This is a genomic window from Pseudomonas sp. W5-36, from assembly GCF_046540455.1.
In the GTDB taxonomy this organism is placed as follows: domain Bacteria; phylum Pseudomonadota; class Gammaproteobacteria; order Pseudomonadales; family Pseudomonadaceae; genus Aquipseudomonas; species Aquipseudomonas graminis_B.
In genome coordinates this window covers 335,120-360,375 of record NZ_JAXCIQ010000004.1, presented here as the reverse complement: position 1 = coordinate 360,375, position 25,256 = coordinate 335,120, and the positions used below count along the sequence as shown (strand labels likewise).

11 protein-coding genes are annotated in these 25,256 nt (G+C 60.6%); 2 read left to right on the top strand and 9 right to left on the bottom strand.

Going from position 1 to position 25,256, the window contains the following annotated elements; genetic code table 11:
* Positions 1–20: 20 nt before the first annotated feature.
* Positions 21–1,037, bottom strand: a complete 1,017-nt coding sequence (locus tag SLW74_RS09925; RefSeq protein WP_410928755.1) for an AraC family transcriptional regulator — start codon at positions 1,035–1,037, stop codon at positions 21–23.
* 188 nt (positions 1,038–1,225) lie between these two features.
* Between SLW74_RS09925 and SLW74_RS09920 the strand changes: the two genes are divergently transcribed.
* Together SLW74_RS09920 and SLW74_RS09915 are read left to right on the top strand one after the other, a co-directional pair.
* The gene (locus tag SLW74_RS09920) at positions 1,226–2,410 is read left to right on the top strand and encodes an acetyl-CoA C-acyltransferase family protein (RefSeq protein WP_410928754.1); all 1,185 of its coding nucleotides are present in this window, start codon (positions 1,226–1,228) and stop codon (positions 2,408–2,410) included.
* Between the two features lie 12 nt (positions 2,411–2,422).
* Complete coding sequence (locus SLW74_RS09915) at positions 2,423–3,274, top strand: 3-hydroxybutyryl-CoA dehydrogenase (protein ID WP_369318581.1); 852 nt, start codon at positions 2,423–2,425, stop codon at positions 3,272–3,274.
* A 294-nt stretch (positions 3,275–3,568) separates the two neighbouring features.
* Here SLW74_RS09915 and SLW74_RS09910 read toward each other — a convergent pair whose 3' ends face one another.
* From SLW74_RS09910 to SLW74_RS09875, 8 genes are all read right to left on the bottom strand, one after another.
* A complete protein-coding gene (locus SLW74_RS09910) occupies positions 3,569–5,950 on the bottom strand; it encodes an efflux RND transporter permease subunit (RefSeq protein WP_065987240.1) in 2,382 nt (793 codons plus the stop codon).
* A 26-nt stretch (positions 5,951–5,976) separates the two neighbouring features.
* Positions 5,977–7,107, bottom strand: a complete 1,131-nt coding sequence (locus tag SLW74_RS09905) for a WD40/YVTN/BNR-like repeat-containing protein (RefSeq protein WP_410928753.1) — start codon at positions 7,105–7,107, stop codon at positions 5,977–5,979.
* Between the two features lie 297 nt (positions 7,108–7,404).
* The gene (locus SLW74_RS09900) at positions 7,405–8,361 is read right to left on the bottom strand and encodes an omptin family outer membrane protease (RefSeq protein ID WP_410928752.1); all 957 of its coding nucleotides are present in this window, start codon (positions 8,359–8,361) and stop codon (positions 7,405–7,407) included.
* Between the two features lie 228 nt (positions 8,362–8,589).
* Entirely contained in the window at positions 8,590–8,820 is a 231-nt protein-coding gene (locus SLW74_RS09895; RefSeq protein WP_410928751.1) for a hypothetical protein, read from the bottom strand.
* A 46-nt stretch (positions 8,821–8,866) separates the two neighbouring features.
* Entirely contained in the window at positions 8,867–9,502 is a 636-nt protein-coding gene (locus SLW74_RS09890) for a hypothetical protein (RefSeq protein ID WP_410928750.1), read from the bottom strand.
* Complete coding sequence (locus SLW74_RS09885; protein ID WP_410928749.1) at positions 9,492–10,148, bottom strand: HNH/endonuclease VII fold putative polymorphic toxin; 657 nt, start codon at positions 10,146–10,148, stop codon at positions 9,492–9,494. The genes SLW74_RS09890 and SLW74_RS09885 overlap by 11 nt, the downstream gene beginning before the upstream one ends.
* Positions 10,149–10,363: 215 nt before the next feature.
* Positions 10,364–10,720, bottom strand: a complete 357-nt coding sequence (locus tag SLW74_RS09880) for a hypothetical protein (protein ID WP_410928748.1) — start codon at positions 10,718–10,720, stop codon at positions 10,364–10,366.
* A gap of 9 nt (positions 10,721–10,729) precedes the next feature.
* Positions 10,730–25,255, bottom strand: a complete 14,526-nt coding sequence (locus SLW74_RS09875) for a filamentous hemagglutinin N-terminal domain-containing protein (protein WP_410928747.1) — start codon at positions 25,253–25,255, stop codon at positions 10,730–10,732.
* Between the last annotated feature and the right edge of the window lies 1 nt (position 25,256).

Sequence of the window (25,256 nt, the reverse complement as noted above, 5' to 3'; positions counted from 1 at the left end):
GGCGCCTCATCAGTCCTCAGTCATGGGTGATTGGCGGTGTGCTTTTTGCGGTAGCCGCCCGGACTCTCCCCCGTCCATTTCTTGAACGCCCGGTGAAACGCACTGGGCTCCTGAAAACCCACCAAGGATGCGATCTCCACGACGCTCAGTTCGGTGTCGCGCAGCTTCTGCTGGGCGATGCCGCGGCGGACGTCGTCCTTGATCCCTTGAAACGCACAGCCCTCACGCTCCAGTCGACGGCGGAAGGTGGTGGCGCTGAGTTTCAGCTCATCGGCCATTTCCAGCAGCGTCGGCCAGTACCCGTAATGGCTGTTGCGCAGGCGCTGATAGACCTGCGCCGCGAGCCCGCGCTGGTTGCGATAGCGAATGACCAGCCACTGCGGCGCGGTGCGCAAAAATGATTTGAGCGACGGCAACGACTGCACCACCGGCAGACGCAGATAGTGGCTGGAAAATTCGATCTCGGTGCGCGGCTCGCCAAAGCTCAGGTTGAACCCCCACAGCAGTGAGTCGTCGCTGAGGCGCTCACGGCGCTGGCGAAACTGCGCGCGGTCGATGCTGATGCGGCGCCCGCCGAGCCAGCACAACAGGCTGATCATCAGCAGCAGAAATGTCTCTTCACCGAAGCGCTGGCGGACCGGGTCTTCTGTCGTGGTGTCCACCGCGAGCACAGCCCGGGCGCCGCGAACGATGAGGCTGCCGCGAAAGTCGCGCAGGAACAGGCCGAAATTGCTCAGGCACTGGCGCAGGGCCTTCTCCAGAGTGGGTTCCTGAATCAGCCCCCGGCAAATCAGGGCGAAGCTGCCCAGGGGCATGCCGTGGGAATCGAGGCCGAAAAACTCGTCGCCCAGTTCCTTGATCTGAATCAGCCACAACGCCGCGAACGAACTGGCCGACACCCGCGCCGTGGGGTCGTCGAGCATTGCCATGTCGATGTCTGCTGCTTGCAACACGGACTGCAAGCGCAGCGGCTGGTCGCGTAGCCCGTGGACGATCAACTGGACGAAGTAGATCGACACTGAATCCTTTTCCCGCATGACCGCCTTTCCCTTTTTGAGTGGTGCACCACGGATCAGGCGCTGATGGTAAAGAACGCCAGCCCATCTGGACAGTTTCGGCATAGGCCCGTCCCGAACGCCGATCTAGACTTGCCCGCAGTCAGCACCGGCCGAAACGCCGTTTCGCGGTGCCGCCCCCATAAGTCCAATACCTGTCAGGAGTCCCCATGAGCACACCCGAAGTTTTCGTCGTCAGCGCACTGCGTACCGCCATCGGTGGATTCGGCGGTTCCCTCAAGGAGGTCTCACCCATCGAACTGGGCACCCAGGTCAGCCGCGCTGCGCTGGCCAAATCGGGGATCGCACCGGAACACATCGGCCATGTGGTCATGGGCCACGTGATCCCGACTGAAGTCCGCGACGCCTATCTTTCCCGCGTCATCGCCCTGGAAGCGGGCCTGACCCAAGAAACCCCTGCCATGAACGTCAACCGCCTGTGCGGTTCGGGCCTGCAGGCCATCGTGTCGGCGGCGCAATCGCTGATGCTCGGCGACGCCCAGGCCGTGCTGGCCGGTGGCGCCGAATCCATGAGCCGGGGCGCCTACATCATGCCCCAGGCCCGTTGGGGCGCGCGCATGGGTAACGTGCAGGCGTACGACTACATGCTCGGTGCGTTGCACGATCCGTTCGCCAATATTCACATGGGCATCACCGCCGAGAACATCGCCGAGCATTACGGCATCACACGCGCCGACCAGGACGCTCTGGCGCTGACCAGCCAGCAGCGCGCCGCCCACGCCATCGCCGAGGGCCGTTTCGAAAGCCAGATCGTGCCGATCGAAATCGCCACGCGCAAAGGCACCGTGACCTTCGCCCAGGACGAGCACGTGCGTGGCGACGTGACGGCCGAGCAGCTGGAGAAGATGAAAACCGCGTTCAAGAAGGACGGCACCGTCACGGCGGGCAACGCCTCCGGCCTGAACGATGGCGCAGCGGCGCTGGTCATGGCCAGTGGCGACATGGTCCGCGAGCACGGTCTCAAGCCGATGGCGCGTCTGGTGGCCTATGCCCATGCAGGGGTTGATCCGTCGATGATGGGCCTGGGGCCAATTCCCGCCAGCCGCAAAGTGCTGGAACGTGCCGGCCTGACGGTGGCGGATCTGGACGTGATCGAATCCAACGAAGCCTTCGCCGCCCAGGCCTGCGCCGTTGCCCGTGAGCTAGGCTTTGATCCGGCCAAGGTCAACCCGAACGGATCGGGCATTTCCCTCGGCCACCCGGTGGGCGCCACGGGCGCCATCATCGCCACCAAGGCGATCCACGAGCTGCACCGGATTCAGGGCCGCTACGCCCTGGTGACCATGTGCATCGGCGGCGGTCAGGGCATCGCCGTCATCTTCGAACGTGTGTAAGGAGGCTTGTCGATGAGCATGCAACACATCGCCGTGATCGGCGCCGGCACCATGGGCAACGGCATCGCGCAGGTCTGCGCGGTGGCGGGTTTCGACGTGACCCTGCTGGACATTTCCGACACCGCACTGGAGCGCGGCATGGCGACCGTGCGCAAGAATCTTGAACGGCAGGTGACCAAACAGACGGTGGCGGCCGATGTCGCCGAAGCGGCCCTGCGACGCATCAGCGTCACCACGGACTACGGCCAGTTGAATGGCGCGCAGCTGGTGATCGAAGCGGCCACCGAGAATCTGGAGCTGAAGCTGCGCCTGCTCAAGCAGATCGCCAGCCATGTCGACCGCGAGTGCGTGATTGCGTCGAATACGTCGTCGCTGTCGATCACGCAACTGGCGGCCAGCGTCGAGCACCCGGAGCGGTTCATCGGCCTGCACTTCTTCAACCCGGTGCCGATGATGAACCTGATCGAGGTCATTCGCGGTTTGCAGACGGCGGACACCACCCACATCGCGGCGATCAAGCTGGCCGAGCGGTTGAACAAGACCGCCATCACTGCCGGCAACCGGCCTGGGTTTGTGGTGAACCGGATTCTGGTGCCGATGATCAACGAGGCGATTCTGGTGCTGCAGGAAGGTCTGGCCACCGCCCAGGACATCGACGACGGCATGCGCCTGGGTTGCAACCAGCCCATCGGCCCGCTGGCGCTGGCTGACCTGATCGGGCTGGATACCTTGCTGGCGATTATTGAGGCGTTCCTCGAAGGCTTCAACGACAGCAAATACCGCCCTGCGCCGCTGCTCAAGGAAATGGTGGCGGCGGGGTATCTGGGCCGCAAGACCGGGCGTGGTTTTTTTGTTTATAACTGAGTGAACGCGGATGTGGGACAGCGTGCTTCTGGTAGGACTGGCTTTAGCCGGGAACGCGTCGGTCGCCACACCGTAAATTTTGCGGTGACAACACCGGCCTCTTCCCGGCTGAAGCCGGTCCTACCAGGGCACCGCACACTGAAAGGGGACTGATTTATTTACAAACACTGAAAGGGGACTGATTTATTTACAACGCTTCACCGTAAATTAATCTGTCCCCGATCCACAAGTTTTGCGTGTGCAATACCGGCCTCTTCCCGGCAGAAGCCGTTCCTACCAGGGCACCGGGTGTGGTCAATGGGAAAACAACGAGTTCCCGACCTTGCCCGCCATCTTCTCCGGTTTGATCAGGAACCGCGCCAGCGCTGGCAACAGCCACAGGGCGCCGAACATGTTCCACAGCAGCATGAAGGTCAGCATCAGGCCCATGTCGGCCTGGAACTTGATGGCCGAGAAGATCCAGGTGCACACCCCGATCGCCAGACACAGGCCGGTGAACAACACCGCTTTGCCCGTGGATTTAAGGGTCTGGTAATACGCTTCCTGCAACGGCAGCCCCGCCCGCAGGAAACTCTCCAGTCGGCTGTAGATGTAAATCCCGTAATCGACCCCGATCCCCACCCCGAGCGCCACCACCGGCAGGGTCGCGACTTTCACGCCAATCCCCATGAACGCCATCAGCGCGTTACCCAGCACCGACGTCAGCACCAGCGGCAGGACGATGCACAGCGTCGCCGCCCATGAACGGAAGGTGATCATGCACATCACCGCCACGCACACGTACACCAGAATCAGAATGGTCAGCTCGGCCTGCTTGATGACCTCGTTGGTGGCCGCCTCGATCCCGGCGTTACCCGCCGCGAGCAGAAACTCCAGGCCATCCTTGTTGTTCTGCTGAGCAAACTCCTGCACCGCATGCACGGCCCGGTCCAGAGTTTCGGCCTTGTGGTCATTGAGGAAAATCAGCAACGGCGCCAGGGAACAGGTGTTGTTGTACAAACCGTCAGCGCGGGAAATTGAGCTGTTGAGCACGTCCTTGTTGCGCGACAACGACTCCCATTTCAAATTGCCCTCGTTCATCCCCTTGATAACCTGTTTGGACACGGTCACCAGCGAAATCGCCGATTGCACCCCCGGCGTGTTTTCCATCTTCCACGACAGCTCGTTCATGGCCGACAGCGTCTGATACGCCGAACACCCCTCGGGCGGCGTCTTGACCATCACCACCAGCACGTCGGAGCTGGTCGAGTAATTGTTGATGATGAAGCTGTTGTCCTGGTTGTAGCGCGAGTCTGGCCGCAGTTCCGGCGCGCCCTGATCGAGGTCGCCGATCTTCAGGTTATGGCCGTACCATAGACCGCCGACCAGCGCGACAAGGGCCAATGTCACTGACACGCGGGCGACTTTTGGCGCGGCGAAGTTCGACAGCAGACGCCAGAACGGGTGCTCACGCACGGCATCCTCTTTACTGCGCACCACGGCTTTTTTGCTGATGCCAACGTAGGAAATCGCCACCGGGAGAAGGATCAGGTTGGTGAACACGATCACCGCCACGCCAATGGACGCGCCAATGGCCAGCTCGCGGATCACGCCGATGTCGATGATCAGCAACGTGATGAAGCCGACAGCGTCGGCAAGAATGGCGATCATCCCCGGCAGGAACAATTGACGAAAGGTGCGGCGTGCTGCGGTAAGCGCACTGTCGGCATCGCTGGATTGCAGGGCGATGCCGTTGATCTTCTGCACGCCGTGGGAAATACCGATGGCGAAGATCAGAAAGGGCACCAGCATCGAGTAGGGATCAAGCCCGAAACCCACTACATGCATCAGGCCCAGCTGCCAGATCACCGCGATCAACGTGGTGCTCAACACCGCGATGGTGCTGCGGGCGCAGCGGGTGAACCACATCAGCAGGACCAGGGTGATCAGGAAGGCGATGCCGAAGAACATCACCACCATGATCAGCCCGTCGATCAGGTCGCCGACCTTCTTGGCGAAACCGACGATGTGAATCTCGACGTTGGGGTTCTGTGCTTCGTACTTGTCGCGAATCTTCTCTTCGAGCTGGTGGGAGAACTGACGGTAATCCAGCGGCAGCAGTTTGCTCTGGTCGTTGGGGTCCGGGTAGAACTCCTGCAGCGGCACATCGACGATGCTCGACTTGAAGTTGTTGGAGACCAGTCGCCCGACCTGCCCGGACTTGAGGACGTTATTGCGCAGCTTGTCGAGGCTCTGTTGCGAACCGTCGTAGCTCTGCGGAATGACCTCGCCGCCGGCAAAGCCCTCCTCCGTCACCTCGGTCCAGCGGACGCTGGGGCTCCACAACGACTTGAGCCCGGAGCGGTCGACGCCGGAAATGTAGAAGACCTCGTCGTTGATCTGCCGCAGAGTCTCCATGTAGTCCCTGGAGAAGATGTCGCCCTGCTTGGCCTCCACCGAGATGCGCACGGTGTTGCCCAAGTTCGCCAGGTCGTTGCGGTGTTCCATCATGTTCTGAACGAACGGATGCCCCAGCGGGATCATTTTTTCGAAGCTGGTGGACGGGCGCACCAGCGTCGCTTGCCAGAACAGGAAGACGCTGACCAGCAGACAGATGCCGATCACCGTCTTGCGGTTGTTGAAAATCAGCTGTTCCAGGCGCGTCGGCTTGTCGTGGGGGTGTTGAAGGTTGCTCATGGAGACGTATCCTCGCCTGCTTGTTCTTATTGTTGAGCGCCGTCAGCGCCCGTTGGCGAGGTGACGCGAACGCCGCCCTGTCCCACCAGAACCAGATTGCCTTTGTCGTCCTCTGCTACGCCCGACAAGGAAAGCCGGTCCGGGCGATTGGCAACCGTGAAGCTTTGGCCATCGTCCGTACTGCGCATGACGCTGCCGCCGTTGCCCACCAGCACGATGGAGTGGTCGGGCATCAGCGAGGCATTGGCGATGCTGAACTCCAGCGGCCCGCGCTCACCCTCCAGCGGGACGGGCTCCCACGTGGTACCAAAATCGGTCGAACGAAACAGATTGCCGCGCAGGCCGTAAACCAGGAGCGTGTTGGATTCAGCAGTGCCTACCGCGCCGAACAACGAGCCCTGGTAAGGGCCTTCAAGTTTCTCCCAGGTCTGGCCATCGTCCGGGGACCGAAACATGCTGCCCTGTTCACCGACCACTAACAGGCCCGCGTCCTTCACGTACGCAATGCCGTTGAGGTGGAACTGGTCTTCGTTGTCCAGCCGGTCGCCGATGTCTTCCCAATGCTGGCCGCCGTCGGTGGTTTCCAGCACCGCGCCATAGGCACCCACGGCGATCCCGGTGGTCAGGTCCTTGAACCAGACATCCAGCAGCGGCGCTTCGCGCTTGAGGTCTTCGAACTGTTTGGTCCAGGTGGCGCCGGCATCGCTGCTGGCGAGGATCTGCGCATCGTGCCCTACGGCCCAGCCGTGCTGGTCATCGACGAAATACACCGCCGTGAGCATCTGGCGCGTCGGCACCTTGGCCTGGGTCCAGGTTTGGCCCTGGTCGTCGGAATAGAGAATGTGGCCGCGATCCCCCACCGCCACCATGCGCTTGCCGGCATGGGTCACGTCCAGCAGCAGACTGCGGGAGGCTTTTGCGGATTCGAGGGCATAGACGGCGGAATCGCCAGCGCTAGCATGGGCTTCAATGGGCGTGCTGTCAGCGGGCATGCCATTGGCGGGCGTGCCATCAGCGGCCAGGGCTGCGCCGCAGAAGATCGGAGAGATAAGGAGCGACAGAGCCGCATGGAGAGGCAGGTTCTTGAAAAGCGTCCGGGCGCTGAAATGGCCCCGGATGACCGCAAACCGAGTGCGCCGAATGACGGGCTCACGCATGGAGCTACCCCTTCCTTTATTTTTATTAGGTTCTTCTGACGGCCGTTTGAACCGCGCGGGCGCTCTAGCCTGCACGCGACGCTGGCTTACCGAAGCGACCCCATCCTAGTCAGCTTTGGAAACGTATGACAATCGACATGACGTTATCTTTTGTTAAGCCACGGAGCCCTGATTGGCGCGTTATCACTGGGACTGATTGAGCTCACCCACTGCGCGTAGCGTAGCTGAGCCGTGGCCCTTCAATTCAGGCGTAAACCGTGCCGGGGATCTCGGCGCCAGCACGGTGTGGGGCATGGCTCAGAAGGCGTAGGTGAGCGCCAGGGTGGACATCGTCGTCCTGGCGGACTGACTCCCCGCGTCACCCGCGATACGGAAGCGATCGCCGCTGTGAGTGTCCTTGATCAGCGTGCTGCCTTTCGCCTCGGCGTATACCTGATGATCCACACCCGCCCGTAACGAAAGCTGCGGACTCACGCGGTAACTGAGCGCAACCGCGAGGCTTTGCATACGGCCGTTGTTGCCATAATCGCCGTCGTAGGTGACGCCACGGACATGATGGCGGTCGTGATCTCGCGCCCGGACCCACTGGCTGTATTTGAACGTGCCTTCCAGCGTCCAGTTGCGGAACTGGTAGAGACCGACCAGCCCCAGGTAAGGCGTGTCGTAGGTCTGCTGATAGGAAATGCCTTTCTGCCCCGCCGGGAATTCACCCGACTCATCCCGAAACCCATCCTCTGAAGAGTAGGTATACCGCCCGCCTCTCGCCTGCCAGCCGAACTGGCTGCGCTGATAACCGAGCATCACGCCGAGGGCGAGAGCATCACGCTTGAGCGCCCAGGCGGTGGCGGCGAAATCGGCCTGCCAGGCTTTGCTGACCTGAGTGTCCGGGTGATCGGAGTAGTCACTCCAGCCGGCGTTCTCGTCATCCCAATCGTAATCCTTCAGATGCCCGTCACCCTTGGCCACCCGTGTCCAGCCGTTCAGGTCAAGGGACAGCCAATCTATGGGCTGATACTTCAGGCCCAGATGCAGCGTCGGTACCTGCTTCATGCTCCAGTTCAACTGGCTGAGCTTGCGACCGTTATCAGCGTCGTACACCTTTTCCCGCGCCTGACCATTCAGCAGACCGACACCCAGGCTCACCCCAACCGCCCCCAACTGAAACTGCTCCTCGCGGGTTGTCTGCGACTCGGCCAACACCTCGGTTCCGAACGCAGCGAGCCCCAGCCACAACAGCGTATTCCTGCCCTTCATCACCCACTCCGCATTCTTCTTATTGGGAATTTTGTCCAGCGCCGCACGCCGCTGGACAAGGAGCGAAAGGATGAAGCGCCGCGAAGGAAATCTCTGCCGGGCGGTTCTGAAGGAACTGCGTGAAAGCTAAACGTTGGTGTTGGGAAATTGCCTACAAGCGAGCTGGGGTGGCAGCGGTCCATAGTTGTCTGGAGCGCCGCTATTCAGACCTGTCACTCCTCCAGGCTGTTAAAGGTTCAGGTCTTTCACGATGGCCTCATCGACGATTTTCGAGATGCCATCCAGCGCGGTGCGTAAAAGCTCCGGCTCCGTGCGATAACGTTTGGGCTCGTAGCCGAACGTGTTGCCGCCATTGAATGCTGAGATGTATTCAGTTCGCTGCCAGATCAACTGGTCGCCACGCTTCATGCTGCCGGTGACAGTGATTGTCGGATAAACGACGCTGCTGTCCGTTTTCAAGATTGGCGTAGGAATCGGAACAAAAGGGGTCCGCCCCCTTTTATCCCTAAATCGTAATCAGCGACGCTACAACACTCGCTTCAGCGACCAACAGAAAACCATTTTTCCTATCATCAAAACAACCAACTCTTTTTAATAGTCCACCGACTCGAAGACCCTCAGAAAATACCGACACATCTCCATTGAGATCCCCTCCAAAAGGCCGAACTAATTTTTTCTGAACTTCAAAACTTTCAGGAACAAGGAGCACATAGGCACGACTTTCCTCGAAGAGCAACTCACTCACGGACTGAAGTGAGGCCTTCGATAAACGTTGTGCGCCAAAGAACCTTACCCCTCCCTCTTCCTCGAACAGTTTTTCGTAAGAGTTGTCCGCACCATAGATTTCCAGCCCACGAGATTTTAACCCTCCCCACAAGCCTCGATATCTAACAACCCTGTTGTCAGGTTGAAGCGCAGAATTGCCAAGTACCAGCCATGCCACATAACCGTCAAGATATTTAGTCATCGCTGAGTAAATGTATTCGAGGACCCGGCGCATTGATTCACGTGCGGGCGCTTCCATCAGCAAACTAACTGCTGAAAGCGATACATCACCGATCGATGGCTCTGGTGCCAGTAGCAGCACGTCATTTTCTTTAGAAATATCCTTAGCGATCGTAATATCGATATCAGTAGTCAAAATGATTACCCGTTTCATCGTTAAAATGTGACCCTCTGTTCTGAGGATCACCGGCACCGAAATTATGTCCGCCAGAGTCATCTCTAATACGAACTGTCCTCATACCACCACCCGACGTGGGCACCTCAAATTCATAAATCAAACCTGGCTGGAGGTTTCCCCGCTTATCAACGTTCAAAGTAACCTTACTCGGCTGCTGACTGGTAGGAATTCCAGACTGTCTCTTGGCTTCATTGAACGCACCCGAACGGCCGGCCCCTGCCGGACTCAAGTTTTCAGGGGCAGCACCCTTCGCACCTGAACTTCCACGCCCTGCCAGCATACCCATAGCTGCCATGGATGTCAGCTCAACGATAGCGCTTGCCTTCTCCTTTATAGTGAGTTGCTTACCCGCTAGTTGATTGAGCCAATCAGTATTCTTATCCCACTCGCCTAATTGTGCTTGTTCACTCTCAGTTAACCAACCTTCAGACAGGTATTTGGCGGTGGTAAGCTGGTCATCAGAGATGAAAATGCTGCCCCAGTGATCAATACCCTGCGATGGGATTGCTACCTGAGCGGGATTGCCAGTGAGCAGCCCATACATATCATATGATATCGAATTCTTGAACTGACCGAGTAATTGCTGGGCGACAGGGTCATCCATACTGATAGTCGCGGATCTGATGGACTCTACACATGCGCGTGTAGAACACTCGCCTATCGCTTGTGACCGATCCGCGGAAATTTTTTCATAGTCTCCCACTATCTCCCTGATCTTCTGCTCGCTGCACCCGGCAGTGGATTTACAAGTTTTAAGTTCATTTAATAATTTCTCCGCCGTAGGGTGATCAATAAAGGGGTCCGTCCCCTTTAATCACATCAAATTACTAACACTGGAGACACACCGAACCTTGTCGTAAGAACATAAGACTCCAAACCATTTAAATCTGGGACAATCATAAAAGACCCTGCACTTCCAAAATCAAGCGCCAATATCCCCCCTGCCTCAAGGCACGCACTCTCAACTTTGTGGTTCAAAAAATCAATAACTAGTAAGCTAGTAGCAGCCTCCTCGCCGTGCCCCCATCGCTCGCAGTCGTTACTAATGCTTTTAAAAGGACACTGAATTAACACGGTTACTCCATTTTCGAAAATCAGAACCTGCGAACCTATACCAATAGTGACACCTGTCAGCACTGCTGACCTCAACTCCGCCAAATCTAATTCATCAATCATATCTTCCTCTTAACGCTTAGGCGGCACGGTGTTGGGTGGCAGTGGCACATGCGTATCTCCCCTTGCACCAGTTCCACCCGTGGCCGGATTTATAGGTTGCCCATTTTTCACGGATATCCAGTATCCATTTTCCAAACCGGGAACAGGCGTAGAACCTGAAGGCATCAACCGAATATATGTGCTACCTGGAGCACTTGGGTCGGAACCGGATGGATAGTAGATTGTACTACCTTGCGTTTTACCTGGACGACTTACCCAGCCCGGAGGAATAACTGGCCCCTGAGGAGGATTCGATAGAGGTTGCAATTTTGGAGGGACTTTTGGGCCAGCACTGATGAAGCCCGCCTCTTTTGCCCCAGAACCCGAGCCGCCGACGATTGGCGGACCTTTTCCTGGCACCGGATCAAGGATATCAACGTGGTCCCCGACGGGATTGTGATCATCCAAAGGATGAAAAACATCAAACGTCTCTTTCAGCTCTTCCAGCGCTTCATCGGCATTATCAGGTGCCTCACCATGACCGCCAGCGTGGTGTCCTTGTTGGTTGTATTTTTCGCTCGCGCCCCCAATGAGGCTACCGGTAGCAGCGCTACCACCCGCCATACTCGAAGCGATTAAGCCTATGAGTTGCCCTGTTGTGATTTTTGCTTGGCTTCCGGCTTCTGTAAGGTCAGCTGCTGAGAATCGATCACTGACGTACTGGGCCAGATAATTATTCGCTAGCGGCGTGAGCCCTTCCGCCACCCCGCCTGCGATCGCCCCGCTTGCGAAGTCACCCCCGGTCGCCTTGGAAATTAACCCACCCAAGACGGCGTGCAGCACGACCTTTTGCACAAGTTCGGGCGCAATGTGCAGCTCCCCGGCTAAGTCTCCAACGACCTTGTTTCCCAAAGCGGAACCAAGATCGACGCCCTCGCCAACCACCGCGCCCGCCAGATTGGAACCGAAGTTACCTCCATTGATCGCTGTCGACACCCCGCCGTTGATCAGAGCGTGCGTGCCGCTGCGTGCCAGCGTATTCGCCCAACTGTCGGGCTGTAGCATGCTCGACGCATAGCCAGGATTTTGGGTCGGCCCGGCTGTAATGACTTTCGAACCGCCATTCGCCGCATCACCCGCGCTGGCGAACCAATTGTGGTCTGCGTAATCAATCATGCCCGCGGTTACGCTTGCGATGAGCGCATTCTTCAGGCTGTTGCTGCTAAAAGTATCTTTAACCGTGTTTCCGAGATTGCCTTTGTTGTTGATAACACTCACGGCGGCCGTACCCGCCAAGGAGGTCAGTGCAGCAGTTGCTGCAACATTGCCCCACCCTGCTGCTGCGGTCCCCACCGCAGTACCGGCTTCCACCATGGCGGTGCTACCACCCGCTGCCATTGCGGTCCCGCTTCCCACACCGGCACCAGCAGCGCTGCCAACTGCCGCGCTAGCGGCACCAGCCGTCAATACAGTCGCGACAATGATGATCGCCAGCATCGCGCCCTGACCCAGGCTAGAGCTGCTGTATTTGTAAGAGTCGTGAGTCTCCTTGATCAGCTTCCAGTCAACATCCCCCCGCTTCTCCGCATCCTTCAGCCAAGCCAGATCAGGATCAGCCTTGACCATCGCATCAATCGCCTGGCTAACCGTCTGCTGATTAACCTGCTTGACCTCGATATGCAGGCCATCCACCGCATTGATTGCCACAGCGCCTTTGGCGATCAGTTCACTCTGGCGCAAGGTTTCATCGGTCTTGCCCTTGCCTGACATGGAGTTCCACGCAAGGCTCGTATTGCTTTTTTCGTGGCTCTCTTGATGGAGGTCCTTAACCGCGTCAAACGCTATGGAGCCGCCACTCTTGATAATAAGATCATCGCCACTGTTGATCTTCGCGGCCTGGTAATGCTGGTTGCCTCCGCTCACCAAGACCATGTCACCGCCAGAGGTGATCTCGCTACTGATGTTGGTGACCTGCGTGACTTCGTCGTGCTTGGTTTTCTTGGCGCCGAAGTGACCTTTCTTCTTCATGTCATACAGCGAGTAATCGTTGTCCTGTGCCGCGAAAACGCCGAGTTTGTCTCCGGCGGCGAGGTACGCCTCATCACCCGCAGTGATCCGACTGGAGATCAGCGTCAGATCTTGCCCGGCACTCACAGCAACACTCCCGCCCGCCGTGATCTCGGTCTGGACCTGGCTGACGTGGTCTTCCTGGCGCTTGACCTTTTTGCTCTTGCTGTACGAGTGCTCTTCATCCGCCGCCGAGCTGATGGTGACGTCTTCGGTCGCGGCCATGGCGATGTCGCGTTTGGCGTCGATCTGGCTGGCGATGGCGTTGATGTCTCGTCCGGCCTGGACCGAGAGGTCGCGGCCTGCGCTGACGGTCGAGCCGATCTGGGTGATGTCGCTGCTGGTGTGTTTGCTGTTCAGCAAGAGGCTGTCAGTCAGTTGGGTTGCGGCGGTGTTGACATCTCGCCCGGCGTTCAGCGTCATGTCGCGACCGGCTTGCAAGGTGCTGCCGATGTTGTTGATGTCGCGGCCGGCGGAAACGCTCAGGTCGTTGGCGGCTTCGATGCGCGCTGCGTTGTCGGCGTACTCCTTATGCAGTTGGCCCCGCACGTCGCTGTCCAGCGAAGTGACCGTTCGCTCGTTGGTGACATCGCCGCCGATGGCGGTGACGGTGACGTCGCGACCGGCGATGATGCCGCCCGCTTTGTTGGTGACGTCGTTGCCCGCGAGCAGGTCCAGGCGGTTGCCGGCTGAAATCAGGCCGCTGTTGACGAGATCATTGCCGGCGGTGGCGGAAAGGTTGTTGGTCGCTTTAAGGGTGCCGACGTTGTCGAGGTTCTGGCCGGCGATGAGGGTCACGTCCTTACCGGCGATCACGGCACCGTTCGGGGCGAGACGGCCATTGGCCTGCGCCAGATACAGCACAGGCACCAGCACGTTTTCGCCATTCACTTCGCGCTCTTCGAGCCAGACGATGTCGTGGGTGAGCGCCGCCACTTGCTCGGACGTCAGCGAGACACCGACGGTCAGGTTGAGTTGGGTTTTGCTGGCGATGGCGTTGTTCATCAGGTACTTGAACTGATCCTCGTTGGAGGTCTGTCCGTCGATGAACGCCTGGCCGGTACGTGAGGTAACGGCTTGCTGCACCAGACGCTGTTCGTAAAGGCCGTCGCCCAGGCGCTTGGCGCTTTCGTCGGGGTTGTAGCCGAGGCCCGCGAGCAGGTAATCGGAGCTCATGAATTGCTTGAGGTCGGTGAGCACCGGGTTGGTCTCGATCAGGTATTTGCCGGGGCGCGCCGTGGCTGCGGTGGAGGGCAAGCCCTGAACCCTTTCGACCGTCTGGGCGGTTGCCGATTGGCCCGGGCTGATGCCGGTGGGGTTTGCGCCACTGATGACTTTGATGCCGGGAATGGGGGTAACGCCTGTAGAGCCCGGAACTTCCGAGACGCCAGTGACACCTGCTGCGCCTGTGACACCGGTAACACCGCGGACACCGGCTACGCCTCTGACACCTGTGACGCTTTCGACTCCTGCGACCTGCTCGACGGCGGCAATGCCGCCCGCGCTGGTCTGGTGGCTCGGAACCGAGAACCCGCCGCTGCCGGAATCGCCCGGTGTGGAGACGTTAAAGGCCGATGCATCGGCGTTGATGCCCGACGGATTTCGAGTGGAATCGCCGAGCTGCCGGCCGGTGCTGAGTGCCTGATTCGCGGAGGCGATTTGCAGGCTGCTGCCCTGCCCAACAGGAAGGGCTTGATCGCGTTGAGCGGTAGAAACACTGGCGCCTGTCATGGTCCAGCTTTGTGGTGCGGTGGTGGGTGCAGTGACAGCAGCGTTACTGCCGCCCTGCCCGCTCAGGCGGAACAGGCCGTTCTGCCCAGCAGGCAGACTGAATCCTGGGAGTGCGGTGGGGTCGACTTGCTTTTGCGCGAGGTCGGGCGGCAGTTGTGCGTTCAAGCGAACGACGACGGTCTGACCGGTGCCGTTGGCGTGGGTGTCGGCGACTTTGTTGGTGCCGCCGGCTGAGGCGTAGTCTTCGTGAATGACGCTGTTTTGCAGGTCTTTGGTGGCGGTGATCGCCACGTTTCCGCCCGCCTGGATGACGGCGCTGCGGCCGGCGTTGCCCGTGCCGTCTTTGGCGACTTCGACGTCGCTGACGAGCTGATACTTCGTAATTGAAGAAGGTAGCTGCACAAGATTATTACGGTCGTACTTGGACTTTGGGATTTTTTCCCAATTGTCTTTATAGGGTGCCAGGGCATCTTGAATGTACTGAAGAGTAATCGCATCTTTTACCCCCCAGGAATAAACTGTAGAAGGACTATCTCCACCGGATTGCCCCTCCTCAAGCACAATGACCCCTTTTCGTAAACTGCCCTGACTATCTGCATAATAAAAACCAGGAAAACCAGGGTCGTTACTTTGATTATAACTAGCTAGGGAATCAGATGAGCGGTAGTAGGTTCCGTCGGTAATATCACCAGAGAAATAAGTTCTAGTTCTTTCAATCGCACCACTCACAGCTCCGATATTTTTAACATTATCCGCTTGAATAGAGATGTTACCGCCCGCGCTCACAGTGCTTTTACTATTTAAAAATTTGCTGCCGTTAAAGCTGAAATTACCACCAGCAGTAATCAGCGACGAAGCACTTGTATCGCTGTCCTGGCCTGCATCGTAGTTCTCACGTGCAATGTAATTCACCCTGTAAGTGTCACCACTACAGTCAACACACTGCACCGCAATAAACCCGCTTACCAACGTGCGGCCGACCGCAAAGTTCTGCGCGCCCCCCGAACCCTCGGTGCGGTTTTCGAACACCGTGGCGCTGATAGTGAACTTGCCACCGCTCTCCATCGAACCGGAGACGTTGGAGACCTGGTCCGATCGGCCAGTCCCGTAGCCACCAATGGTGAGATCACGCAGGCTGTAGAAATCGCCTTTCGTGTTGGTCAGGGTCCCCGTGTTCAGCTGCATGTTCGCGCCGCTGAAGATCAGCCCCTGATTGTTGTTAAGCGAAGGCGTCGTGATCGTCAGGGATTGGCCCGCGCCCAACGTGCCATAGTTGGTGACGCTGCCCGCATTGACGAACAAGTCCGCACTTGAAGTCAGGCGACCGTAGTTGGTCACAGCCCCCGCCACATTGATATCCGTCCGCCCACCCCCTGCAATGGAGGTCGGCGCATTCAGATCCAGTCGATTCGCGCTCAGCCCCAACGTCCCCAGGCTGGTCAGTCGGCCATTACCGGAATACCCGCCCGACAACGAGACATTCATCGCCCCGTCACTGGCAATCAACCCATCGTTGATCCAGTTCCCGCCGGTCCCGACAAAGGCCGTCGACGCCAACAACTGCCCCGCCGCGGTCTGGGTGAAGTTGTTGACGTTGACGTTCAACGTGCCGGCCTGAAGGACGCTGCTGTTGGTCCAGGTGTCGGCGTTGAGGGTCAGCACGCCGCGGGTCACCAGGCTGCCACCGGCGTTCATGACGTTGTCGGTGGACACGCCGAAGTTGCCGCTGCCGACGTGCAGAATGCTGCCGCCGCCGTTGAGCAGGCTGCCGACGCCCACCGCGAGGTCGGTGTTGGCGGTTTCCAAAGCGCCGTTGCGGTTGTCGAACAGGCCGCTGATCTGCAGGTTGGTCAGGCCGCTGGTGCCGAGCGCACGCAGTTTGCCAGTCTGGTTGTCGAGGCTGGCGGCGCTGATGCTGAGGGTGCTGTCGCTCTCGATGATGCCCAGTCGGTTGTTCAGCGCGCCGGCGAGGCTGAGGTCGATTTGCTGACCGGCGATCTGGCCGTCGTTGTCGCCGCTGTTGTCGAAATTGTTGCCGGTGACGTTGATCCGCTGCCTGGCATACAGGCCGCCGTTGCGGTTGTCGAAGTTGCCGCTGCCGGTGTTGATCAGCGCGTCGCCGCCCTGAGCCGATACCCGGCCGCCGTAGTTGTCGATGCCGGCGAGTGCGCGAATATCGAGGCTTTGCGCCTGGGTGATGCCGCCCTGAAGATTGGCGTCGTAGCCGTTTCTCAGCACGCCGGTGATGCGCGCGACGAAAGCGTTCTGCAGGCTCGACAGCACGCCGCCACGGTTGTCGACGTTGTTGGCGGTCAGGTTGAGGTTGCCGGCCTGGGCGATGATCCGGCCGTTCGGGCCGTCGATGTCGCCGTTGACGGTCAGGTCCAGCGCGCCCTGGCTTTGTAGGGTCCCGCTGGCGTTGGCAAGGCTGGCGGCTTGCAGTCGGAGGTTGGCGTTTTTGCTGTAGATCAGGCCGTCGTTGCCGTTCTGCACGGCGCCGCCGGCGTTGACCTGAAGCTGGTCGTTGGCGGCCACGGTGCCGCGATTGCTGTTGTCGAGGCCACCGGTGGTGAGGGTCAGCGCCCGTTGGCTGGCCAGTTGACCGCCCTGGTTATTGATCTGGGCGGCGCGCTGGATCAGCAGATCCCCTGCGCTGGCGAGCTTGCCATTGCTGTTGGTCAGGGTGCCGAGCAGGTCAAGAGTGACGGCGGCGTTGCCCGCGACCGTGCCGGCGCTGTTGTCCAGATCGCTGCCGGTGAAGCTGATGTTCTGTTGCGCGTTGACCGTGCCTGCCGCGTTGCCGAGGCCGGCGGCATTGATGGTCAGGGCGGCGCCGCTGTCGATCAAGCCGTTCTGGCTGTTGTCCAGCACGCCGCTGACGTTAAACGTCTGGCCGCCGCCGCTGGACAGAATCCCGCCACGGTTATCGACGCTGGCGGCGCGAACACTGAGGGCTTTCTGGCTGACCAGCGCCCCGGCGGCGCCATTGAGCAGCGCGCCTGTCAGGTTGACACCGACGTCGCCGCTACGGCTGGAGAGTGTGCCGCTGTTGCGGTTGTCCAGCGTGGCGCCACTGACGCTCAGCCCTGCCCAACCGGAGATGAGGCCGGCCTGGTTGACCAGCGTAGTACCGTTGAGCACCAGGTTCTGGTTGCTGATCAGTCGGCCGTTGCTGTTGTCCAGCGTACGCCCGGTCAACGTGAAGCTCTGGGCGCTGGACATCTCGCCAGCCTGGTTGTTGAAGTCGCGCATCCGGTTAACGGTCAAGGCGCCTTTCGCGGTGATAAGCCCGCGCTGGTTGTTCAGGTCGGCGCCGTTGAGGTCCAGCGTCACGGCGCCGTCACCCAGCAGCCGTCCGCCGTTCTGGGTCAGGCTGTTGAGGGTGAGGGTCATGTCGCCCTTGGCCGAGACTTCACCGCCGTCGCTGGAATCCAGCGACGCAGCGTTCAGGTGCAGGGTGCCCTTGCTGTTGATCAGCCCGGTGGTGCGGTTGTCCAGCGAACCGGTGTGCAGGGTCAGGTCAGTGCCGGCCAGCAGCAGGCCGCCGCGGTTGTCGAGATCGACGGCGGTGGCGTCGAGCGCACCAGTCGCGTTGATGAGACCGTTGCTCTGATTGGTCAGCAGGCCGTGAACATTCAGGCCGAAGTCGCCGCGGCTGGTCAGGGTGCCGGCGCTGTTGTTAAGCGAGCCTGCACCGATGTTCAGGCTGGCGGCGGCGATCATGCCTTTGACGTTGGTCAACGCCTGGGCGACGCGGACGATCAGCGGCTGGTTGCTGAGCAGTTTGCCGTTGCTGTTGTCGAGGCTGTCGGCGCTGAAGGTGAAGCCCTGAGCGCTGGAAATTTCACCGCTCTGGTTGTTCACACCGGCCAGGTTTTTGAGCAGCAGAATGCCGGGGGCGTTGATCAGGCCGTTCTGGTTATTCAGCTGGCCGCGATTCACATCGAGGGTCAGGTCGGTGTTGCTGAATAGCATCCCGCCTTGTTGATCCAGCCCGGTGACGCTGGCCGAGAGCGCGCCGTTACTGCCGATGCTGCCGCCGTCGAGGTTGCTGACCTGAGCCGCCACCATCTCCAGCGTCGACGCACTGCTGACGCGGCCGTTCTGGCTGTTATTGAAGTCGCCGGTGCGCAACGACAGCGCGCCTTTGCCGCTGATGCTGCCGCTCTGGCTGTTGTCGAGACTGCTGCTGTTGAGGGTCAACCCGCCGTCGGTGACCAGCTTGCCGCCACGATTGCTGATCGCGCCGCTGGTGTTGACGGTCAACGCATCGGCACTGGAAAGACTGCCGCCGTTGTTGGCCAACGAAGCGCTGCGCACGTTCAGCGTGCCTTCGCTGTCGATCAGGCCCTGGCTGTTCAGCAGCGCGCCGCCGAGGCCCAGGTCAATTTTCTGCTGACTGACCAGGTTGCCGCCGCTGTTGTCCAGTTGCGTGCCCGAGACCGTCAGCAATGATTTGCCGGACAACACGCCTTTGGTGCGGTTGAGCAGTTGATCGACGGTCAGGGTCAGGGACTTCTGGCCGATGACGCGACCTGCATCGCTGTTGTCCAGACGCTGGCCGGTGACGCTGATGTCGTCCTGGCTGGACAGCTCGCCGCCGCGGTTGTCGATGCTGCCGACGTTCAAGGTCATGACGCCGTTGGCGCTGACCAGGCCGTCCTGGCGGTTATCCAGGCTTGCGCCGGTAAGGTTCAGCGCGCCCAGGGCGATCAACTGGCCGCCTTGCTGCTGCAGACCGCCGATGTTGGCGATCAGGTCCTGTTTGCTGGCGATCTGGCCCAGGCCGTTGTCAACGCTGGCGGCATTCAGAGTCAGCTTGCCGTCGGCCACCAACGTGGCGTTGTGGTTGTTCAGGGCGTTGCTGACGGTGAGATCAAACGCACCGCGGCTGCTGAGCAGGCCTTCGGTGTTGTCGAGGCTGTCGCTGCGGGCGTCGAGGGACGCGGCGGAAATCACGCCTTTGACGTTGTTGAGCGCCCTGGCGACGCGCACCATCAGCCCTTGATCGCTGAGCAGTTTGCCGTTGCCGTTATCGAGGCTGTCCGCGCCGAAGGTGAAGCCCTGCGTGCTGGAGATTTCGCCGCTCTGGTTGTTCACGCCTGCCAGGTTTTTCAGCAGCAGCGCGCCGGGGGAGTTGATCAGGCCGTTCTGGTTGTTGAGCTGGCCGTGGTTGAGGTCGAGGGTCAAGGCGCCGTTGCTGAACAGTTCACCGCCCTGTTGATCGAGGCCGGTCACGCTCGCGGTGACCGCTTTGGTGGCGGCGATGCGCGCGCCGTCCTGATTGGTGACCTGGCCTGCGCTGAGGGTCAGGGTGTCGGCGCTGGTGAGTTGGCCGCCGTGGCTGTTATCGAAGGCGCCGGTGTTCACGGCCGCACTGGTTTTGCCGGAGATCGCGCCTTGATTGCGGTTGTCGAGGCTGGCACTGGCGAGGGTCAGGCCGCCATCGGTGGTGATCAAACCGTGCTGGTTATTCACCGCGCCGGGGGTGGCGATCGTCAACGCGCCCGCGCTGGATACACTGCCTGCGGCGTTCGACAGCGATGCCGTCTTGAGGCTGAGCCCGGATTCGCTGCTGAGCAAACCGGCGTCGTTGAGCAACGCGCCGCCAAGGTCGACGGCCAGACCGTTCTGGCTCGCCAAGGTACCGGCGCTGTTGTCCAGCGTGGAACCGTTCAGTTGCAGGGTGTCGCCAAACAGCATCCCTTTGGCGCGGTTGATCAGACGATCAACGTTGAGCTGCAGCGCGGTGCCGGCGATGACTTTACCGGCATCGCTATTGTCCAGTTGCTGCGCGGTGATTGTCACGTCCTGCTGGCTGGACAGCTCGCCGCCACGGTTATTCACGTTGCCGACGGCGAGTTTCAGCGCTTTTGTCGCGCCGACCAAGCCTGCGCCGCTGTTGTCGAGGGTGTTGCCGGTCAGCGTCAGATTGCCCTGAGCGACAAACTCGCCACCCTGCTGAGCAAGGTCGCCGACGTTGGCGACCAGCTCGGACTGACTGGCGATACGACCGGCGCCGTTGCGCACGCTGTCGGCCTGGATCTGCAGCAAACCGGAGGCACTGAGCAGGCCGGTCTGGTTGTTCAATTGCTGGCCGAGAAACGCAATCCCGCCCTTGCCGCTGATCAAACCCTTTTGACTGTTATCCAGCGCATCGATGAAGAGCTGCATGTCCTGGGTGGCACGCACCGAGCCGCCGCGGTTGTCGACGGTGGCGCTGCGCAGGGTCAACCCGTTCTGCGTCGACACAACGCCGCCGCGGTTGTCCAGGGACAGGCTTTGCAGCGCCAGCGCACCTTTGGACTGAATGCTGCCGCCCGCCTGATTGTTCAGCGCGCCGGTCAGGGTGAGGGTGACATCGCCATCGGACACCACCGTGCCCGCATGGCTGTTGTCCAGACTGCTCGCGGTGACGGTCACGCCATCGGCGGCACCCAGTGTTCCGGCATGACTGTTAATCGCGCCGCTAACGCCCACGGTCAGGCGTTCATCGGCGGTGATCTGCCCGCCAGCGTTGTTCAGACTGGCCGCCGTGACGGTACCGATCTGCGCCGCCGACAGCTCGCCGTTCTGGTTCGACAGTGCGGCGTCGACGACCACATTCAACGCCGCATCACTGCTGACGCTGCCATCGTCGTTGAGCAGTGTGCCGGTTTTCAGGTCGATGCCCTTGCCGGAGATCAGTCCGCGCAGGTTGCTCAGTTGCCCATTAACCCGAACGCTCAACGCCTGTTTGCTGATCAGCGAGCCGTCGTCGTTTTGCAGGTCGTCAGCTGCGAGGGCAAACGCGTTGAGGCTGGAAATTTCGCCGGAGCGGTTGTCGACGCGGGTGAGGTTTTTCAGCAGCAACTGCCCCGGCGCCGTGATCACGCCGCCCTGGTTGTTGAGCAGCCCGCCGTGGAGGTCCAGGCTGACATCGCCGTTGCTGTAAAGATGGCCGCCGTTGTGCTGGTCCAGCCCGGTGACGGACGCCGTTAGTGCCTTCGCACTGGCAATGCGCCCTGCGTCGCTGTTATCGACCTGCTCTGCTGTGAGCAGCAGTGCCCCGGTGCTCGTGAGTGTCCCGTTGCGGTTGTTGAACGCGGCGGTGTTGAGGGTGACGCCCTCCCCTGCGATTCGACCGCCGTCGCTGTTGTCCGCCTCGCCGGTTTGCAGGTTCAGGTCACTGACGCTGGTCAGCTCTCCCCCGCGGTTATCCAGGCTGGCAGCGTTGATACGGGTGCTGCCGTTGGCGCTGACCGTTCCCGATCCGTTGAGCAGTTGCCCGGCAATGTCCGCCGACAGGGCGCCAACACTGGTTACCTTGCCCTTCTGGCTGTTGTCGAAGGTTTGCGCCGTGATTGCCAGGTTGCCGTTGCTGGTGATCAAGCCGCCGCTGGCGTTCCACAGCTGGTTGGTGGCGATGGCCAGATCGCCCTGGCTCAACACCTGACCGGCCTGGCGGTTATCAAGACCGGCTGCCTTGAGCTGCACACCGTTGGCAGTGATCACCCCGGCTTGATTGAGCAACTGGCCGGAAATGTCTGCAGACAAGGCGGCCACACTCGATACTTTGCCCTCTTGGCTGTTGTCGAGATCCTGCGCGGTGATCGACAGATTGCCGTTGCTCGTAATAAGGCCGCCGCTGGCGTTCCAGACCTGAGGGGCTGTAATGGTCAGACTGCCGAGACTCGCCACCTGACCGGACTGGCGATTATCCAGAGTGGTCGTGTTGATCTGCACACCGCTGGCAGTGATCAAGCCGCCGCCGTTATTCAGCAGTGGACCGGAAATGTTCGCGGTCAAGGCCGCGAGGCTCGACACCTTGCCCTGTTGGCTGTTGTCGAGGTTTTGCGCGGTAATCAACAGGTTACCGTTGCTGGTGATCACACCACCGCTGGCATTGCGCAGCTGACTGGCGACTATCGAGAGAATGCCCTGGCTCAACACCTGGCCACCCTCGTGGTTGTCCAGGGTCGTCGTGTTGATCTGCAAGCCATTGGCGGTGATCGACCCGCCGCCGTTATTGAGCAGCTGTCCGGCAATATCCGCCGACAACGCCGCCACGCTCGATATCTTGCCCTGCGTGCTGTTGTCGAGGTCTTGCGCGGTGATCGACAGATTGCCGTTGCTCGCAATGAGACCACCGCTGGCGTTCCATACCTGGGTGGCCGCGAGTGTCAGTGCGCCCTGACTCGACACCTGACCGCTCTGGCGGTTGTCCAGGCTGGCTGTTTTGACCTGCACACTGTCTTTGCCGGTGATCGACCCTGCGCGGTTGAGCAATGCTTCGGAAATGTCTGCGGTCAACGCCGCCGCACTCGACACCTTGCCCTGCTCGCTGTTGTCGAGATTTTTGGCGGTGATCGAGAGGTTACCGTTGCTGGTGATGACCCCACCGCTGGCGTTCCACACTTGAGTGGCCGCAAGTTTCATACCGCTCTGACTCAACACCTGACCCGCCTTGCGGTTGTCCAGGCTGGCGGCCTTGAGCTGCACGTCGCCGTTGGCGGTGATCAACCCGCCGGAGTTATTGAGGAGCTGTCCGGCGATATCCGCTGACAATGCCGCCACACTCGAGATCTTGCCCTGAGTGCTGTTGTCGAGATTTTGCGCAGTGATCGCCAAATTGCCGTTGCTGGCGATCACGCCACTGTTGGCATTCAACAGCTGACCTGACGCGATGGTCAGACCGCCCTGACTCAACACCTGACCGGCCTGGCGGTTGTCCAGTGTCGCCGCATTGATCTGCGCGCCGTTGGCGGTGATCACGCCAGCGCTGTTGAGCAGCTGCCCAGCAACGTCCGCGGACAACGCCCCAACACTCGAGATCTTGCCCTGAGTGCTGTTATCGAGATTTTGCGCAGTGATCGCCAGATTAGCGTTACTGGTGATCAGCCCGCCGCTGGCATTCCACAGTTGGCCCGCGTTGAGGGTCAGACCGCCCAGACTCACCACTTGACCGGCCTGGCGGTTGTCCAGAGTCGCCGCGTTGATCCGCGCGCCGCTGGCGGTGATCACCCCGGCGCTGTTAAGCAGTTGACCGGAAATGTCCGCCGTCAACGACGCCGCACTCGATATTTTGCCCTGCTGGCTGTTGTCGAGGTTTTGCGCGGTGATCGACAGGTTGCCGTCGCTGGCAATCTGGCCGCCGTTGGCGTTCAGCAACTGGCCAGCGGTGACAGTCAGATCGCCCTGACTCAGCACCTGACCGGCCTGACGGTTGTCCAGGGTCGCCGCGTTGATCCGCGCGCCGCTGGCGGTGATCACGCCAGCGCTGTTGAGCAGTTGACCGGAAATGTCCGCCGTCAACGCCGCCGCACTCGACACTTTGCCCTGCTGGCTGTTGTCGAGGTTTTGCGCGGTGATCGACAGATTGCCATTGCTCGCGATAAGCCCGCCGCTGGCGTTCCATACCTGAGTCGCGACGAGGGTCAGGCCACCCTGACTCAGCACGCGGCCGGCCTGGCGGTTATCCAGGCTGGCGGCGTTCAGTTGCGTGACGGCCTGGCCGCTCAATGTGCCGCCCTGGTTATTGATGGCTTGCCCGGCGCTGACTTGCAGCGTTCGACTGGCGACTACGTTGCCGGCGTTGCGCAGGTCCTGGGCGCTGATCGTCACATCGCCGGCGCCGTTGCGGCTGTTGTCGGCATTTACGCCCGCTTCAATGATGGCGCTGTTGGTCAGCTGCCCACTGGTGGACAGCCTGATCTGATCGCGGGCGGCGACGTTCTGCTGAATGTTCAGTCCATCACGGCCTTGCAGGTCGACGCTGCTGCCGTACACCGGGCCCTGAACCTGGACGTTGAGGGCCTTGACGTTGACGGCGCCGGTCGCGGCGGCCTGGGCCATGTTCAGCTGGCCATTGGCGTCGATCTGGATGTCGCCGGCGCTGGCCGCCAGATTACCGGCCACCTTCACGCCGACCCCGGCTTCGGTACCCACCAGACGAATGGCGCCGGCGTACATGCCGCCCAGCGCAGAGCTGTCGATGGCCAGTTGCGGTTTGGCGCTGCCGTCGTCAGCCAGTGCCGTGGCGTTCAGGGTCTGCGCGTCAACGTTGTTGCGACCGGCGATGATGTTGAGTTTGTTGGCGTGCAGCTCGGCGTTCACCTTTGCGCTGCGGGTGATGATGTCGAACTGGTCGAGGTTGGTGGCATCCAGCCCTCCCCCTTCGATGGACACGCTGCCGCCTTCGACGCGGAAATGATCAAGACGGCCGTTGTCCAGCACTGGCGTGCCGGTGGTGAGGGTCGCCCGCGGTGTGTTGATGAAGCCGCAGCCGTTGCAACTGATGCCATAGGGGTTGGCGACGATGACGTGGGCGGCCTGCCCGGCCACTTCGGTGTAGCCGTTGAGCTGGCTGGCGTTGGCGCCGGTGACTTCGTTGAGGATGATCGAGGCGGCCCGACCGTTGAGGTTCGGGTTGCCGACCACGATGCCGCCCAGCTGCGTACTCTGGGTACGGGCGGTGGCGTTGTTGAGGATCACGCCCTGGGTGCCGACGTTGTACTGCTGATACTGGTTGTGGGAGAGACCGCTGGCATTGGGCGCCGCGATGTTGACGATGGGCACGCCGTTCCCTGCCTGACCCAGGGTGGTGTTGGTGGTGCCGCTCACCGCGATGCCGTCGGCCTGGGCCAACAGCGGCTGCCAGAACATGGCGTTGGCCAGAATCAAGGCGATCCCGCGCTTGGGCATGCCCCAGAAACGGGGACGCTCAGTCAGCGCAGCCGAAGGCTGACGCACGAGAAAATCAAAGTGGCGAACGTCCATG

Excerpts from the sequence above, each read along its gene's own strand:
- SLW74_RS09925 (WP_410928755.1), bottom strand. The coding sequence starts at position 1,037 with ATGCGGGAAAAGGATTCAGTGTCGATCTACTTCGTCCAGTTGATCGTC.
- SLW74_RS09920 (WP_410928754.1), top strand. The coding sequence starts at position 1,226 with ATGAGCACACCCGAAGTTTTCGTCGTCAGCGCACTGCGTACCGCCATC.
- SLW74_RS09915 (WP_369318581.1), top strand. The coding sequence starts at position 2,423 with ATGAGCATGCAACACATCGCCGTGATCGGCGCCGGCACCATGGGCAAC.
- SLW74_RS09910 (WP_065987240.1), bottom strand. The coding sequence starts at position 5,950 with ATGAGCAACCTTCAACACCCCCACGACAAGCCGACGCGCCTGGAACAG.
- SLW74_RS09905 (WP_410928753.1), bottom strand. The coding sequence starts at position 7,107 with ATGCGTGAGCCCGTCATTCGGCGCACTCGGTTTGCGGTCATCCGGGGC.
- SLW74_RS09900 (WP_410928752.1), bottom strand. The coding sequence starts at position 8,361 with ATGAAGGGCAGGAATACGCTGTTGTGGCTGGGGCTCGCTGCGTTCGGA.
- SLW74_RS09885 (WP_410928749.1), bottom strand. The coding sequence starts at position 10,148 with ATGGATGACCCTGTCGCCCAGCAATTACTCGGTCAGTTCAAGAATTCG.
- SLW74_RS09880 (WP_410928748.1), bottom strand. The coding sequence starts at position 10,720 with ATGATTGATGAATTAGATTTGGCGGAGTTGAGGTCAGCAGTGCTGACA.
- SLW74_RS09875 (WP_410928747.1), bottom strand. The coding sequence starts at position 25,255 with ATGGACGTTCGCCACTTTGATTTTCTCGTGCGTCAGCCTTCGGCTGCG.